The following is a 15,868-nucleotide window of genomic DNA, read 5'->3' as shown; positions in this document are numbered from 1 at the left end:
CCTCCCATGCGTGTCTCTCTTCGCTGGATCCGTGAGCTACTTCCCGGCCTGAAGGCCTCCGCCTCGGACGTCTCCGAGCGGCTGACCCACGCCGGCCTCGAGGTCGAGGCGGTGATGGAAATCGGTCACGGCCTCGAGCCCGTGGTCGTAGCAGAGGTGAAGTCCATCGAGGCGCACCCCAAGCGCTCGGGCCTCCGCCTGGTGTTGGTGGACCGCGGAAACGGCGAGCAGCGCGTGGTGTGCGGCGCATCCAACGTCCCGGACCCGGGAGGCCTGGTGGTGCTGGCACCCTTGGGCACTGTGCTTCCGGAGATCGGCGAGCTCACGGCTCGGGACATCGGCGGCGTGACCAGCGAGGGCATGCTGGTGTCGGAGTCCGAGCTCGGCCTCGCAGATGAGTCGGAGGGCATCATCGTGCTGCCGCCGGGCAGCGCGAAACCCGGCACGCCCTTCTTGGAGGCGTGCCCCGCAGCCCGAGACACGCTGTTCGAAATCGGCATCACGCCGAATCGGCCGGACGCCCTCGGACACGTGGGCGTGGCGCGCGAGCTCGCGGCGCTGTTCGACGTGCGCTTCGAGCCTCCGGCACCGCCAGAAGCCAAGTCCGCCGAGGGCGACGTGACGGCGCTGGTGCAGGTGGAGAACGAAGACACCGAGCGCTGCCCGCACTACGGGGCGGCCGCCGTGGTGGACGTCTCCATCGGGCCATCTCCGGACTGGCTGCGCTGGCGGCTGCACACGCTCGGGGTGCGGCCCATCTCCAACGTGGTGGACATCACGAACTTGCTGCTCTTGGGCTTTGGCCAGCCGATGCACGCCTTCGATCTGGATCGTGTTCGTGGGCAGAAGATCGTGGTGCGGCGCGCGCGGGCCGGAGAGCCGTTCACCACGCTGGATGGCGTGAAGCGCAGCCTGGACGCGGACGACCTGGTCATCTGCGACGGCGAAGGGCCCAGCGCCCTGGCCGGGGTGATGGGCGGTGAGGACAGCGAGATCCGCGACACCACGCGCCGCGTGCTGCTCGAGTGCGCGTACTTCCAGCCCCGCGGGGTGCGGCGCACCGCGCGGCGCCACGCGCTGCACACGGAGTCGAGCTACCGCTTCGAGCGCGGCGTCGACTTCGGCGCCATCCCGACAGTGCTGGAGCACGCCAAGGGTTGGCTGTCGGAGCTGTGCGGCGGGCGCGTGGTGCCGGGTACCATCCACGCCAAGGGCCCGGCGCCCGAGCTGCCGCGGATCCGCCTGCGCTCGAGCCGGCTGGACGCACTGCTCGGCGCACACGTGCCGTTCTCGGATGCCATGGCCCTGCTCGGACGCCTCGGTTTCGAAGAGACCGACAGCGGCGAAGACGCCGATGGCGACCGCCACGCCACGGTGACGGCCGTCTCCTGGCGCCCCGACATTCGGCGCGAGGTCGATCTGATTGAAGAGGTGGCGCGCGTTCACGGGTTGGACCGCATCCCCACGGTGCTGCCGGCCATCGCACCCCAGCCACCGCGCACCAGCGGAGCGCTGGAGCGCACCATCGCGCGGGAGGCCGTGAGCTTGGGCTTGAGCGAAGCCGTGACCTACGCCTTCGTGTCCCCCGCGGAGCTCTCCGCCATTTCCGCACCGCAGCCGGTGGTGAGCCTGAAGAACCCGCTGACGGAAGAGCGCAGCGTGATGCGCACGAGTCTCTTGCCGGGCCTGTTGGAGGCGCTCAAGCGCGCTCGGCGCCGCGGCGAGCGCGCGGTGCGTCTGTTCACGGTCGGAGCGTGCTTCTTGCCGCCGAGCACGGCAGAACGCAGCGCCGCAGCCGAAGCGGCGCGACCGCGGGGAGCCGGGGACCACGAGCTACCGGAAGAGCGACCGTACTTTGCCGCGGTGCTGGCCGGGCCGCGCCCCGCGTATCTGAGCCAGCCCGTCGCCCACGACGTGTGGGACGCGAAAGGGCTCGCGCAGGAGCTGACGGAGCGCCTCACCGGGCGGAGTGCGAGCGTGCGGCTCGCCGCGGACGCGCCGAAGCACCTGCACCCGCGGGGCGCCGGCGAGGTGTTGGTTCAGGGCCGCGTGGCGGGACGCTTCGGGCCGTTGCACCCCGACGTGGTGGACGCCCTCGACTTGGACGGGGACGCCTTCGTCGTGGAGCTTTTCTTGGCCGAGATCGAGGCGTTGGGCAAAGCGACCCCGAAGTTTTCGCCCATCCCGCGACTTCCGGCCGTCACGCGGGACATCGCGCTGGTAGTCAAGGACGAGGTCGCGGCGGAAGCGGTGCAGCAGGTGATCGCCGAAGCCGCCGGAGAGCTGTGCGAGTCCGTGGAGCTCTTCGATTTGTTCCGCGGTGGCTCGGTGCCGGAGGGACACCGCTCCCTCGCGTTCCACCTCGTGTATCGCGATCCCAAGGCCGCGACGGATCCCGACGCCGCGCGCACGTTGACGGACAAAGAGGTCGACCAGCGTCATGCCAAGGTCGAGAAGGCCGCGACGGAAAAGCTCGGCGGCGCGCTGAGGGTGTGATGCGACGCCTCGCGTGGCTCCTGACCTCGACGGCGTTGACGTTCGCCGCGCCGCGCATTTCCGCCCAGCCGAAACCCGAAGCGGCCGCGCCGGACCAACCCAAAGAAGACGAAGAAGACAAGCCGGAGCCGGAAGCAAAGCCGCCGGAGGAGAGCAGCTCCGCGGCGGAAACCAAGCCGAAGCCAGCCCCGGAAGCGAAGAAGGACGACGCCGGCTCGCTCCCGGAGGGGGACGACGAAACGCCCCCCGAGCTTCCCCTGCCGCCGCCGCGCTCGGACGAGCAGGAGCCGCGTCCCGTCTTCCACGCGAACGAGCCGGACAAACCTCGGCGCTTGGTGCTCGTGGGTCCGGACCTCGGCCTCACGCTGAGGAACGCGGACGGCAGCGGCGCGAGCTACTCGCCGGGCTTGTCTTGGGGCGCCCACGTGCGGGCGGAGCTGCTGCCCTTCCTGGGATTTCGCGCGTGGTTCACGCAGACCCAACACTCGGTGGACGTGAGCGGCGCGGATCTCGGGCTACCCGGTCACGACGTGGATCAGGATCCTCTCACCATTGCCATCATCGGCGCGCGGCTGGAGCCCACCTGGACGGTCACGCCGCGGCTGCGCTTGTGGCTGGGTTTGGGCGTCGGCTGGAACCGAGTGAACGCGCCCATCGCGACCATCACGCCGGAGGTGGTGGTGGCCAAGCGCAAGGGCGTGTTCTTGGAGTGGAGCGCCGCCCTGGGTGGGAGCTACGAGGTGGTGAAAGACTGGCTGGCGGTGAGCTTGATGCTGTCCGGCGGCTTCACCAGCAACCAATCCGGCAACGTGTTCGACAGCGTTCAGGGGATCGATCAAACTGGCAGCAAGGTGACCGTCGGTGGCTACCCGGAAATCGAGAGCACGGCGTCTGCGCTGCTGGGCGTGGACGTGATCCTCTGAACGCGAAGGACGTCGACTTGAAGCGGGCACTCGTGGTGCTGTTGGCTCTCGGCGCTGCCGCTTGCGGCGGTAGCACGAAGCAGGCACGCGGCGCGGAGAGCGCGGGAGTGATCGACATTCCCAGCGCCAAGACCCAGAGCAAGGCTGACGACACGCCCGCGCCCAGCTCCAACGCGCAGGCCTACACCGACGACGACGACGAGCGCGGCGCGGTGGAGGGCTACGACTACGACGACGAGCCGATGCCCGCGCCGGTGCCGATGTGGGGCAACCCTTCCGGCGGCGCCACGGGCGGAGCGGACTGCGACCGCGCGGCGGACTGCTGCCTCAAGGTGGTGACCGTCAACGGCGGCGACCCCAGCTTGGCGCAGACCTGTGACTCGTTCCGCATGGCGCCCAGCGCCACCTGCACGACCCTACTGAGCTCGTTTCGGCAGGTGGCGCCTCAGATTGGCATCACGTGTCCGTGATCAGGCGGGGCCGGCGTCCTGGATTTCCTTGGCCGCCTCGGCTGCGTACTGCTTGAAGTTCTCTCGGAAGAGACCCGCGAGCTTCTTCGCCTGCGCGTCGTAAGCCGCCTTGTCTGCCCAGGTGTTCTTGGGATTGAGCACTTCCTTCGGCACGTCGGGCACCTCTTGCGGGACGCCCACGCCGAAGATGGGATCCTGCACCAGCGCGACGTCTGCCAGCTTGCCCTCGAGGGCGGCGCGGACCATGGCGCGGGTGTAGGCGATCTTCATGCGGCTCCCCACGCCGTAGGGCCCACCGGTCCAGCCGGTGTTCACCAGCCACACGGCGGCGCCGTGCTTCTCGATCTTTTCGCCCAACATCTTGGCGTACACCGCGGGGTGCATCGGCAAGAACGGCGCACCGAAGCACGCGCTGAAGGTGGCCTTGGGCTCCGTCACGCCGCGCTCCGTGCCCGCGACCTTGGCCGTGTATCCGCTCATGAAGTGGTACATGGCCTGGGCCGGAGTGAGGCGCGAGATGGGGGGCAGCACGCCGTAGGCGTCCGCCGTGAGCATGATGATGTTCTTCGGGTGGCCAGCCACGCCCGTTTCGGAGGCGTTGCGGATGCGATCGAGCTGGTACGCCGCGCGCGTGTTCTCCGTGAGCGTGTCGTCGTCCAGATTGATGCCGCGGGTCTCGGGGTCGATGACCACGTTCTCGAGCACGGTGCCGAAGTGATGCACCGCGTGCCAGATGTCCGGCTCCGCCTCTTGCGACAGACGAATGGCCTTGGCGTAGCAGCCACCCTCGAAGTTGAAGGTGCCCTGATCGCTCCAGCCGTGCTCGTCGTCACCGATCAGGGTGCGGGAGGGGTCCGCCGACAGTGTCGTCTTGCCGGTGCCGGAGAGGCCGAAGAACACCGCCGGATCACCGTTGGGCCCGACGTTCAGCGAGGCGTGCATGGGCAGGATGCCCTGCATGGGCAAGAGGAAGTTGAGCAGCGAGAACACGCTCTTCTTGATCTCGCCTGCGTACTCGCTGCCGCCGATGAGCACGACCTTCTTCTCGTAGCTGACGATGATGAACGTCTCGCTGGCGGTGCCGTCCAGCTCCGGCGTGGCCTTGAAGTGGGGCGCGTGCAAAACGGTGAACTCGGGCACCATCTTCTTGCGCTCGTCCGTGGAAGGCCGGAGCAACATGGTGCGCGCGAACAGCGAGTGCCATGCGCTCGGCGTGATCACGCGGACGGGGATGCCGTGCATGGCACCCACGACGGTGTCCTGCACGAACAAGTCGCGGTTTTGCAGGTAGGCGAGCACGCGAGCGTGCAGGCGATCGAACGCCTCCGGCTCGATCGGGCGGTTGACCTTGCCCCAATCGATCTTGTCGGCGCTGCCCTTTTCCTTGACGATGAACTTGTCGTTCGGCGAGCGACCCGTGTGCTTGCCGGTGGTCACCACCAGGGCTCCGTCCGCGCTCAGGATGCCTTCCCCGCGACGGACGGCCTCTTCCAGCAGACGACTCTGCGAGAGGTTCCAGTAGACCCGGTTTGCATTGAAGATACCGTTGTTCTCGATGCCGAATTCACTCCGCACCGGACCTAGCTGCTCCATCGTTTCCTCCAAGGTGACGAGGCCCCGCGAAAACCACGTGCGAGAGCCGCTGAGCGAGCCGAAGCACTGGGCTGGTCGGACGATCAGTGACTGGCGGCGCGGCCCTCTCAAACTTGGCTGGAGAACCGCCGGGACGCTGCTCTTGCTACTCCTCGCCGGCTGCCCACGCAAGGCCCCTGGGCCCCAGGAGTGTCGTCAGTTGGCCATCGACATGGTGGGCGTCAGGGATGCCCGCCTGCTCCAGGACCCTCGCGTCCAGAGCACGGTGGATCACATCACGGTGGAGTGCCTCACCACTCCGTACGATCGCGCCTTGCTGCAGTGCATCGAAGCCGGAGCCGACCCGCGGGGCTGCCTGCTTTCCTTCCGTGAACGCCAGGGCCACGCGCCGCCCTCTGGCCAGTTGAGGTAGCTTCGGGGAGTGCAGCCCCAAGTGCCGCCCAGCCCGCCGGCGCCCCCCGGCTATCCGCCGGGCTACCCGCCTCAGTTCACGCCACCGCCGGCGGGGAGCTACGCCGCGGGCCCGCCGCGGCCTACGACACCGCAGCCCTCCGGAGAAGCGATCGCGGCGCTGGTGTGCGGGCTCATGGCGTGGTCGTGCTTTCCGCTGGGTTTCGTCGCGATCTGGCTGGGTGCCCGGGCCCGCCGCTTGGCCCGCGAGAATCCGCAGACCCATGGGGGCGAAGGCCTGGCGCTGGCCGGCATGATCACCGGCGGCATCATCGGCGGCTTGATGCTGCTGTTCTGGCTCGCGTACTTCGGCTTCTTCGCGATCGTGTTCGGGATTGGTCTGACCGCAGGTCCCTGACGCTCGACATGAGAGGTTTGTCGGGGCGGCGCGGAAGCTCCATTGACGACGGCCCGGCGATCGAGAACTCTTCGACTCAGGGTGGAGGAAATATGACGTCCAAGATTGTCGCTGCTCGTCTACGGACGATTTCTGTCGCGTCGCTCACGTTGGCAGTTGGAATTGGCGCTGCTGCGTGCAGTGGCGAGGACTTCCAACCCGGGAATCCGCATGATGCTGGGTCCACAGGTGGAGCGGCGGGCGCGGCGGGAAGTGGCGGCACGGGCACCGCAGGCAGCGGTGGAACCTCCGCGAGCGGAGGGACCGCGGGCACCAGTGGGACCGCGGGGACCGGGGGTGCCGGATCCGGCGGAACCGGCTCCAAAGCTCAGAACGGCACGGCATGCTCGTCCGGCGATACCTGCGAGAGCGGCCACTGTGTCGACTCGGTGTGCTGCAATACGTCGTGCGACGGCGAGTGCGAGACGTGCACGGCAGCCGGCAACGAAGGGACGTGTACGCCAGCTGACACCACGACCCACGCTTGTATTCCAACCGTTCCGGCTGGATGGAATGGACCGATCGTTTGGTCGAGTAGCGGCTCGTCAGCAAACTGCGACACCCAGTACCCTCAAATAGCGGCCGACCTACATGGGGACTTGAACGTTCCGCAGGCTTCGTGCGAGTGCGAGTGCGGAACGAACACGGGCGCGTGTCAGCCCCCTCGCCGTGTCGGGTATGGGTCGACGTGCCCGCAGAACCCTCAGGGATACTTCGGCTTCATGACGGGCGGGTGCCAACAAGCGACGACCACACAGGGCCTTGAGCAACCAACGCCCTACCAATCCGTCTGCCCTGTATCGAAGGACACTGCAACCATACCTGCTGCGAATTTCAAGACTGACGTTCGCCTATGTGAAGGAGCCGCTGCCGCAACGGGCTGCGACTCGACGAAGATCTGCGCACCCAAAGCCGCGGGGCCGTTCAAAGGACAGTGCATCTACAAGGCGGGAGATACCAGCTGTCCGGCCGTGTACCCTACGAAGGCCGTCTACTACGACGCCTTCGCTGACACGCGTTCGTGCTCTTCCTGTAGCTGCAGCTCAGTCGGTTCGGCGTGCACGAGCAGCGTGCTTGCATACCAGACCGCTAACTGCACGGGAACGACGGTAACGCACGGGTTGAGCTCGAACGCGTCCTCGCCGACATGCGTCCCCAGCAACTGGATTGCCATGAAGTGGTCCGGCACCAGCACGTTTGTGGCGGGAAGCTGCCAGAAGAGCGGTGGCGCCCTGAGCGGCTCGGTGACCCCAAGCGGTGCGGTAACGGTGTGCTGCTTGTAGCAGACACTGCTTGGCCAGGTTTGAAGCCATGAGCAAGCTGGGGATGGTGCGCGTGGTGCGCGTTCGAGAGGTGATGACGGAAGCGGTGGTGTTCCTCAAGGGGAGCATGGCCGTGGACGAAGCAGCGCACATCTTGGTGCGTCATCGCATTCACGGCGCGCCCGTGCTGGGCGACAAGGGCCGCATCCTGGGCGTGGTATCGCTTTCGGATTTGCTGGGTAGCGGGAGCGGGGGCTCGGTGGCGGAGCGAACGACGCGGGTGGTGTACGCGGTGCGTGTGGACGATCCCGCCATTGTGGCCGTGCGTCTGATGGTGGCGGAGGACGTCCACCGGGCGTTGGTGGTGAACGAAGACGCGACCATCGCGGGCATCGTGGCGCCCATGGACATCCTGAAGGCCCTGGCAGAGGGCCTGCCCGTGGGCACCCCGCCGGAGGGCGAGCAGCTCGAGTTCTTCGACTTGCGCAGCTCTGAGGAAGAAGACGAGTGATTCCAACTGGTTGATAAGAAGTATCACTTTGTATCACGCAGCTCATTGACTGTGACACATGCCCGCATCACAATGTGTCACGTCGTGACTCACTCATCCGAACCGCCCGACTCCGAAGAGACCCCCACCGCCGAGCAAAAGAAGGAACGGGTGCTCCACACGCGGGTGCCCGCCGTGCTGGAGCAGGAGCTCAAGGCCTTGGCCGGGGCGCTGCGGGTGCCGGTCTCGAACCTGGTCCGCACCATCCTGGAAGACGCGGTGAACATCGCCGACCGTGCGTCCGAGAAGGTGGAAGACCGCCTCAACCGCGTTGCGCAGACGATGCACGACGAACGTGGTCGCATCAAAGAGCGCGTGCAGCGCTCGGAGGTGCTGGCAGACGTGGTGGCGTACCAACCCGTGGTGATGGCCGTAGACGGCCACTGCGCGCGGTGTGACGCGGAGCTGCCCGCCGGCGAGGACGCCTCCCTCGCCGTTCAAAGTCGACCCGGTCCCGCGCGCTTCGTGTGCGCGGACTGTTTGCCCAAACGTTGATTCTGCGCGGCGAGCGGCCGCGTGACGTGAACCTCTCAACCCGCCACCGCTGGTGGCACAGCCGAGGACCATCCAATGACCGACATCGAGACTCGCCCCGTGACCGACAAGAAGGACTACGACGACCTGGTTTCCGCCCTCTCCCGCGTGGGCGCGGCTTGGGCCCGCTACGGCCTGGGCGTCGCGCGCATGTCCGTGGAGGCCGGCGCGGCGTCGCTCGAAGCGACCGCGACAGCGCTGGACGTGGTGTCGCAGCGGCTCGGGAAGCTGAGCGACGAGCCGAAGAGCTGAAGTTACAGCCCGGGCGTGCGCGCGTGCTTCGGGCTGCCGGGGCGCCGGAACGGCGCGCCGGCAGCCTCCGCGCCGCGAAGTACCGCGTGGGCGAGATGGACGACCGCGACGCCGTCGTTCACATCGACGGGCGCGACGTCGCCGCGCGACGCGACATCGACGGGCGCGACGGTGCCGCGCGACGCGACATCGACGGGCGCGACGGTGCCGCGCGACGCGGCGGCAAAGGCGACGAGCAGGGCCGCGGTTTCACTGTGACGCGGCTCGACGCGCGTGCCGTTCAGGGTGACCGCGCCGCCGCGACGGTGCCAGACGTGCGGGCCGCGGCGCACCTCGAGCTCGTCCGACGGCTCGCCGCACAAGAGCGTGATCTCCGCCGGGCCGCGGGCAGACTCGAGCGCGACGCGCAGACGCTCGGGACGCGCATCGCCGGCAAACTGCACCGTGCGGAAGGCGAGATCGGGGGAGCCGTAACGCACGAGGGAGAGCAGATGGACGAGCACCTCGAAGACGGCACGCCGATCCCAGGACGGAAGCGCCTCGGGGCTCTGTGCCGTGATGCGCCGTACGACGGACAGCGCGCCGGGTGCGGAGAGCACGTCGCGGAGGGCCGGCGCGAAGACCAGCGGGTGGACGGGGAACACGACGGTGCCCGACGCGCGGGCCGCGGCGGCGATGGCGTCCGCAGCGGCCTCGGTGTCCGCCAGCGGCTTTTCCACGAGGCACGGGATCCGGTGCTGGCACGCGAGGAGCGCGAGCTCCGCATGCGCGTGCGTGGCCGCCGCGATGATCAGCGCGTCCGGACGCGCGGCGTCGATGGCCGCCGCGACGTCCCGATAGCTCGGCACGTTGCCAAACGCGCTGCGCGCCGGACCCCGCGGGGACGCCACCGCGTCGAGCACCAGGTCCGGAGCCGCCGCGAGCTCGCGAGCGAAGAGCTGCGCGCGCCGTCCGGACCCCGCGAGCAGTACTCTCAGCGGCCGCCACGCCCCGGACGTGACCACGGGCTCCGGCGCGACCTCGACGGCGGGTGAGGCGAGGCGCGCGCGCCCTTCTGCTTCGAGCTCCGGCTCGCGCCAACCGTCGAGCACGTCCTCGAAGCTGGCCGGGACGCCAAAGGTCGTCCGCGCGTAGCGCTCGACGAAACGGCGCTTCTCCGCGGCGTCGATCACCGGCCCGGCCGCCGGCACGAGCTCGTCACTTCCGTAGCGGGCGACGTAGGGCTTCCACAAGCCGGTGCACACGGGCGAGAACCGGCAGCGCTCACACACGGGCGCGCGGGTCTTCTGCGTCGCATCTTCTCCCCGGGCGGCGTTCTCCACGTACAGGATGTCGCTCCAGGCGCGAAACTCGCCCAAGAAGCAGGGTGGGATCCCCTGCCGCGAGCCCACCGTGAACGGCTGCCCCAGCTCCACGGCGCGGTGCAGGGCGCGCCGCAGCTCCGGCATCACCTCGCTGATGCGCGGCATCAGGCTCAGCTCGCCGAGAGCACGGTACTGCGGCGTGACGAAGGCGAAGGAGATGAACAGCTTCGGACCGAAGCGTTCGGACACGAAGCGAACGAACGGCTCGAGGTAGCGGTAGTTGTCCGCACAGATCACGTGGTTGATGGACGTCCGCACTCCCGCGCCCAAAAGCAGCGAGATGGCGCGCACGGTGCGTTCGAAATCCCCCTGCTTACGGGTGATGCGCTGCGACACGGATTCGTCGTGGGCGTGCAGCGACACGAAGGCGTTGGTGAGCCCCGCCTCCGCCAGCCGCTGCACCTTGTGCTCGCGATCCAGCAGCACGCCGTTGGTCACCAGCTCCACCTTGGCGATGCCCAGTCGGCGGGCGGCGGAGATGGCCTCCGGCAGATCCGGCGAAAGGGTCGGCTCTCCGCCGCTGAAGGACAGGTGCGTCACGCCGCGGCGCGCCGCCCGGGCCACCGCGCGCAGCAGCTCGTCGCCGTCCGTCCACACGTTCTGACTCGTCTCGTTGGCGCTGCAGAACCTGCAGTCCTGGTTGCAGTTCACGGTGGGGCGCAGCACGACGAGCTCGGCCAAGGACGCAGCGCGCCGCTCCTCTTCGGTCCACTTTCGACTCGGAGCTTCGGCGAAGGGCGTCGTGCGGAAGGCGCCGAGCCGGCGCTCTCCGGCGCGCACCCCGATGCAGTGCCGCGCCACGGCGCAGTCGTCACAGGGCCGCGTGCGTCCGGGTCCCACGCGGACGTCGCGCCGCGGGTCGAAGCGAAACACGTCGCACAGCTCCGCAGGTAGCGCGCACATCGGAATGCCGTCGGCTGGCACGATGGGCGTCCGAATGCCGAGGGCACGGCAGCGCCGGAGGAGCTCCGGCAGCTCCGCCGCGACGTCCGGGAGCGCGCGCGCGATCGGCCGCGCCCGCTCCGTCTCTGGCACGAACACGCGCAGCGACTCCACGCGCTCCACGGCCCGGGTCGCCAACGTGAGCAGCGGCACCAGGCGCTGCAGCTTCGGTAGCAGGAGCGGCACCTCGAGCTCGAGGCCGAACCCCAGAGCTTCCGCGGCGCGCAGACAAACCAGCGATGAAACCAACGCATCTTGGCGTTTGGCCAGGGCGTCGTGGATGCGCGGCACGTGGGACAGCAGCATCGCCCGCAAGCGATCCACTCCGAGCTCCCGGAGCGCCGCGAGCTCGGCTTCACCGAACAGCGCGTGGCTCGCGACCACGATCTCCGCGAAGCCCGCGGCCCGCGCAGCCCGCACGGCCTCGGCGATCACGCTCGGCGAAGCGGTGCCGATGCGCAGCACCGCCGTGCGGCCTCCCTTCGAAAGCTCCGCGAGAGACGACGCAGGGCTGTCGCACAGCGGGCAATCGAGCTCGCAGCCAGGCGCGAGCCGCACCTCCACGGTGGCGCCGCTCGCTTCTTGCACGGCGGTTCCCGAGAGCACGCTCTCGAGCACCTGCACTTCGTCGCGTCCCTCGGACGCTTCCAGGCACTTTCGCCACAGGCGCGCCGTCTCCGGATGCTGAAAGCGCCACGGCGTCCCCGGGAAGTATCCGTAGCGCGCGGAGGGATCGTCGCTCGCCTGTTCCCAACTCTCGCACAGGAGGCCGTCGCGCTGTGCGAGGTAGTAGAGCGCCGTGTCCGGATACAGCCGCGCTCGCGAGCGGAGCAGGTGCCCGCGCAGCTCGCCGAGGCGCGAGCGGACGATGCCCTCCAGGTTCCGGCGCAGATCTTCCGGTGTGGTCCACGGCGTCCACAGCACGAAACCGAAGGCAGACAGCGACAGATCCAACGCCGGGTGCCGCTCCGCGAGCTCCCACAAAAGCTCCAGGAAGGCGAAGTTATCGTCCACCGTGGTGCCCTTGTTCATGCGATCGAGCTCAGGCTGCGAGAAATTCTCGATGCCCACCAGGTAGGGCGCGATGCGATAGCCCGCCCGCTGAGCGATCTCGAGCGCCCGCTCCAGCCGCTCCCGCGCCCGCAAGAACCAATCCGCCCGCGTCTCGAGCAACAGCGAGAACGGCGGGATGCCCTCCGCCGCGCACGCGCTCATCAGCTGCTCGAGGTAGCCAAAGGGATTCTGATCCTTGAGCACGAGATGCTCGATGTGCGGCACGAGCACGCGGATCTGCTCGAGCACACTGTCGAGCGTTTCCTTCGTGGGCTTGCCCTCGTAGCGATTGCCAGTGGTGCAGAAGGCGCAGCCGCGACCCATGCCCGCCGGCAGCTGCACGCCGGCGTACAAGGGACTTTCGCGCGCGTCCGCCTGGTACGGACAGCCGGAGTTACCGTGCACCGCAAAGGTTCGAAGCGCTGGCAACGGCGACACGATGCGCGGATTGAGGTTCGGGCGAAACGGTCGCGGGCGCGGGGCCGGCGGCATCCCGGGCACGCCGCGCCAGCCCTCGCCCTCGCGCACCCGCGTGCCCGGCAAGAGCTCCCCGGTTCCCCGCAGCTTCATCGCGAGCGCCGTCAGCGCCGCAGCAAGATCCCCGCGGCACACGTAGTCCGCCGGCGGGTCTTCGATGCGATGTTCCCCCTCGCAGCTGACGAAGATCTTGTCGGGGAGCCGCGAGCGCAGCTCTGCCAGGAGCTCCACGCTCCACACGCGCTCGTACACGATCACGTCGTAGCCACGGAGCGCGTCGACCAACCCCAGGACGTCCTGCTCGATCACGGCCACGACGAGATCGTTGTCGATCCCCGCCTCCCGCAGCTCGCCGGACACCAGCGCCAGCTCCCGGTCGTCGAGAAAGGAGCGATCCCCGTGGCTGTGCACGCTCAGGATGGCCAGCGTCGGAGACACTCACCCACCCTAAAGCCCGGCGCGAATGGCGGACACGAACGCAAGGAGATCCGGCATGTGGTGCTCCAGGACGTCGCGAACGATGTCCACGTCGACCGCCGAGTAGCCGTGAACGACCACGTTGCGGAACCCGACCGCGCGGCGCATCGCTACGGCGAGCTCCGGCGGCAGCCATCCGGCCTGCGCGAGCAGGTCGAACAGCGCCTGATTGGTGCGCGGCTCGCCCAGACGTTCATCGGACACGACGTGCGACGCGACATCGAGCGCCGCCTGGATCGCGATCTGCAGCGTGTGTTCCACGAAGCGCCGCTCCCGCACGTCGGAAGCGATCAGCTCGGGCTTCGCCATGCGCTCGAGCTCGGCCACGTAGGTCTCGATCAGCGCCAGCTTCTTGGCGACCAGCTCCGCGTCCGTCATTCGGCGCTCGGTAAATGGCGATAGGCTGCCAAGATCGGCTTCATGTCGAAGTACTCCGCGCGCCGGCGGGTCTCCACCGCGATGCGCTTGGACCGATCCGTTTCGTGGATCAGGATGGCGTCGGTGAGAATGCGGTGAACCAGGTCGACGGGGGCGCCTTCCAAGTCGATGACTTCGACGGGCCGGTCGATCACGCGCTCGAGCGCACCCGCCAAGTCGGCGTGAAGGCGCTCTGACGGGTGTTGGGCCCGCTCCTTGCGGATCACGGCGATATCGACGTCGCTGTCCGGCCGCGCTTCTCCCCGCGCCTCGCTTCCAAACAGGTAGACCGCCGCGAACTCGGGTTGCCAGCTCTCGAAGAAGCCGCGCAGACGCACCACGACGGCGTCCCGCCCGACAGTCGAGGAAGCATCCGCAGTGCCCATGGCGCAAGTATACCCCAGCTCGACAATCGTCACGCCGCCGCCACGCTGTCCTTGTTTGTTGGTGCGCCGCGGAAACACCGAGACGCTCCCAGCGCCGGTATACTCGTCGGCAGTGACGGACGTGATCGTGGTCGGCAGCGGCGAGCGAGCGCGCGCGTGGCGCGCCGTGCTCGCCCAGAGCTCCGAGCATCGCGCCGTGGACTGGGAGGGAAGCCTCGAAGCCGCCCTCGCGGGGCACCCCACCGCCTTGGTGGCGGCGGACTGCGAGCCGCGGGCGGCGTCTCGCGTGGCCGACTTGCTCGCGCAGCACGAGCGCCGCGGGTTGGTCACGCCTCCCCTGTTCACGCCACCGGAGCGCGCGGGTCACGTGCTCCTCGCCCACGGTTGGGTCTCGCTGCCCGCGGAGCGTTGGCTGGCCAAGCTCGGGGACCGTTTCGAGCGCGCCGCGATCACCGTGCGCGGCTTGCCCGACGCCGCCGAGGGCGATCTCGATCAGGTGCTGTGGCAGGCGCTGGCCTGGGTGCGGCGCGTATTTCCGACGGCCCTGCTCAGGGACGCGACGCTCGAGAGCGACGGTGAAGCGGTGCTCGAGCTCGAAGGCCCCGTGGCGATCACGCTTTCCGCCAGCTGCGCCGGCCAGTCCTTCGACGCCGTGCTCGCGGGGCCGACGATCGTCGCGCGGGCCAGCTGGCGGCCGCACGAAGAGACGCACGTCGTGTTCGAGCCGGATGCACCGCGGCCGCCGCCACGAGTGCTGCGCGTCGCCCCGCCCGCGGAGCGCGACCTCGCGATGTTGCTCGGACGGGGTCCCGTGACCGGGGACGACGTCAGCGTCGCTCGCGCCATTGCCGCCGATCTCGCGTCCATCGCGCTGCCGCCCCCCACGCGCTCGTTTCGCGTCGCCGCGGCCCGCGCCGCGCCGGACGCGGAGCTCGCGGCCGTGGGTCTCGCGGGAGAGCTGCCGGAGGCGCCCGCCGCGGGAGAGCTCTCGGCCACCGTTCCCCGAGAGCCCTTCGAGGTGCTTGCCTTCCGCGCGGGACACAAGCCCGTGGTGTTGCTCACGGTTTCCGAAACGGAGCTCGACAGCGCCAAGGGCTGGCTTGCGGGCGCCCACGTGGAGATCCGTGAGCGCGGCTTCGACGTGGGCGCGCACGACGTGTGGCGCGCCGGAAGCGAAAGGCGCTTCGAGCTGTTCGCCAGCCGCGAGCCCGAGCTCGCCCACCGCGCTGCCGAGCTGCACGCGGATCCCAGCGCGTCATGCGCGGAAATGGGCGAGCTCCTCGGTTACCCGCGCTGCTGCGTCGCCGCGTTCTGCCGCCAGCGGGAGCGCGGCGACAACACGTACAATCGCCACGCCGCCGCGGCCCGCACCCGCACTCCCGGACCTTGGCCCTGGGAGCTGAACGACACCTGGCTCAAGCTGGTTCCGTTCTTTCCCTGCAGCTACACCTGCGCTGCCGCCCTGCGAGCGGCCCACAGCGTTGCCGCGCTGCTGCCCCCCGGCCTCGAGCAGCTGCTCGCCCAGCCAACGCTGTACCTCGCACACGACAACGCCATCGCGCTGTTCGGCTCCGCCGACGCCGACGGCACCGTTCGCTATCGTGAAGTGCGCGTGACTCCCGGCGCCGCCGCGGACGTGCGCGCTCTTGCCGCTGCCCTCGGCGCAGCCGACACCCTGAAGCTCAACACCTGGGCGCTCACTGCGCTCAACGGCGCCCGCGAGCTTTTCTCCATGCGCCGAACCGATCCCGGCCTCGGCGTGCTGATGCCCTTCGGCGCGCGGGATTGACCCGACACACATCAGAGTATGGCTTTGTTCCTACTC

Annotated in this window: 14 protein-coding genes; 9 read left to right on the top strand and 5 right to left on the bottom strand. The window is 69.0% G+C overall.

Annotation, left to right across the window (positions count from 1 at the left end):
* The first annotated feature begins 6 nt into the window (after window positions 1–6).
* The 3 genes from H6717_24725 to H6717_24715 are packed head-to-tail and all read left to right on the top strand — an operon-like array spanning window position 7 to window position 3,889.
* Window positions 7–2,496 carry a phenylalanine--tRNA ligase subunit beta gene (locus H6717_24725; GenBank protein MCB9580257.1) on the top strand — a complete coding sequence of 830 codons (2,490 nt, stop codon included), beginning with the start codon at window positions 7–9 and terminating at the stop codon, window positions 2,494–2,496.
* Complete coding sequence (locus H6717_24720) at window positions 2,496–3,419, top strand: hypothetical protein (protein ID MCB9580256.1); 924 nt, start codon at window positions 2,496–2,498, stop codon at window positions 3,417–3,419. Before H6717_24725 ends, H6717_24720 begins: the two co-directional genes overlap by 1 nt.
* Window positions 3,420–3,436: 17 nt before the next feature.
* Window positions 3,437–3,889: a hypothetical protein gene (locus H6717_24715; protein MCB9580255.1), complete on the top strand. Its 453-nt coding sequence runs from the start codon at window positions 3,437–3,439 to the stop codon at window positions 3,887–3,889.
* On the opposite strand, the gene H6717_24710 is transcribed toward H6717_24715, so the two are convergent.
* Window positions 3,890–5,482, bottom strand: a complete 1,593-nt coding sequence (locus tag H6717_24710; protein ID MCB9580254.1) for a phosphoenolpyruvate carboxykinase — start codon at window positions 5,480–5,482, stop codon at window positions 3,890–3,892.
* 211 nt (window positions 5,483–5,693) lie between these two features.
* Here H6717_24710 and H6717_24705 point away from each other — a divergent pair, with 211 nt between their 5' ends.
* A complete protein-coding gene (locus tag H6717_24705) occupies window positions 5,694–5,894 on the top strand; it encodes a hypothetical protein (GenBank protein ID MCB9580253.1) in 201 nt (66 codons plus the stop codon).
* A 9-nt stretch (window positions 5,895–5,903) separates the two neighbouring features.
* On the top strand, window positions 5,904–6,290 hold the full coding sequence (locus H6717_24700) for a DUF4190 domain-containing protein (protein MCB9580252.1): 387 nt from the start codon (window positions 5,904–5,906) through the stop codon (window positions 6,288–6,290).
* A 1,033-nt stretch (window positions 6,291–7,323) separates the two neighbouring features.
* Here H6717_24700 and H6717_24695 read toward each other — a convergent pair.
* Window positions 7,324–7,503, bottom strand: a complete 180-nt coding sequence (locus H6717_24695; GenBank protein ID MCB9580251.1) for a hypothetical protein — start codon at window positions 7,501–7,503, stop codon at window positions 7,324–7,326.
* Window positions 7,504–7,640: 137 nt separating this feature from the next.
* Between H6717_24695 and H6717_24690 the strand changes: the two genes are divergently transcribed.
* The 3 genes from H6717_24690 to H6717_24680 all read left to right on the top strand — a co-directional run bounded on the left by H6717_24690 (window position 7,641) and on the right by H6717_24680 (window position 8,927).
* On the top strand, window positions 7,641–8,102 hold the full coding sequence (locus H6717_24690) for a CBS domain-containing protein (GenBank protein MCB9580250.1): 462 nt from the start codon (window positions 7,641–7,643) through the stop codon (window positions 8,100–8,102).
* A gap of 84 nt (window positions 8,103–8,186) precedes the next feature.
* A complete protein-coding gene (locus H6717_24685) occupies window positions 8,187–8,636 on the top strand; it encodes a hypothetical protein (protein ID MCB9580249.1) in 450 nt (149 codons plus the stop codon).
* Window positions 8,637–8,711: 75 nt separating this feature from the next.
* Window positions 8,712–8,927, top strand: coding sequence for a hypothetical protein (locus H6717_24680; GenBank protein ID MCB9580248.1), 216 nt, complete (start codon window positions 8,712–8,714; stop codon window positions 8,925–8,927).
* 2 nt (window positions 8,928–8,929) lie between these two features.
* On the opposite strand, the gene H6717_24675 is transcribed toward H6717_24680, so the two are convergent.
* Genes H6717_24675 through H6717_24665 form a run of 3 tightly spaced genes read right to left on the bottom strand, consistent with a single transcriptional unit; the run spans window position 8,930 to window position 14,043 of the window.
* Window positions 8,930–13,201 carry a radical SAM protein gene (locus H6717_24675; GenBank protein MCB9580247.1) on the bottom strand — a complete coding sequence of 1,424 codons (4,272 nt, stop codon included), beginning with the start codon at window positions 13,199–13,201 and terminating at the stop codon, window positions 8,930–8,932.
* Between the two features lie 9 nt (window positions 13,202–13,210).
* The gene (locus tag H6717_24670; protein ID MCB9580246.1) at window positions 13,211–13,618 is read right to left on the bottom strand and encodes a DUF86 domain-containing protein; all 408 of its coding nucleotides are present in this window, start codon (window positions 13,616–13,618) and stop codon (window positions 13,211–13,213) included.
* Complete coding sequence (locus H6717_24665; GenBank protein MCB9580245.1) at window positions 13,615–14,043, bottom strand: nucleotidyltransferase domain-containing protein; 429 nt, start codon at window positions 14,041–14,043, stop codon at window positions 13,615–13,617. The genes H6717_24670 and H6717_24665 overlap by 4 nt, the downstream gene beginning before the upstream one ends.
* A gap of 112 nt (window positions 14,044–14,155) precedes the next feature.
* Between H6717_24665 and H6717_24660 the strand changes: the two genes are divergently transcribed.
* A complete protein-coding gene (locus H6717_24660; protein MCB9580244.1) occupies window positions 14,156–15,832 on the top strand; it encodes a hypothetical protein in 1,677 nt (558 codons plus the stop codon).
* The last annotated feature ends 36 nt before the right edge of the window (window positions 15,833–15,868 follow it).

This window comes from Polyangiaceae bacterium (assembly GCA_020633235.1).
Lineage (GTDB): Bacteria > Myxococcota_A > Polyangia > Polyangiales > Polyangiaceae > JACKEA01.
This window is presented reverse-complemented; position numbering and strand designations above follow the sequence as displayed.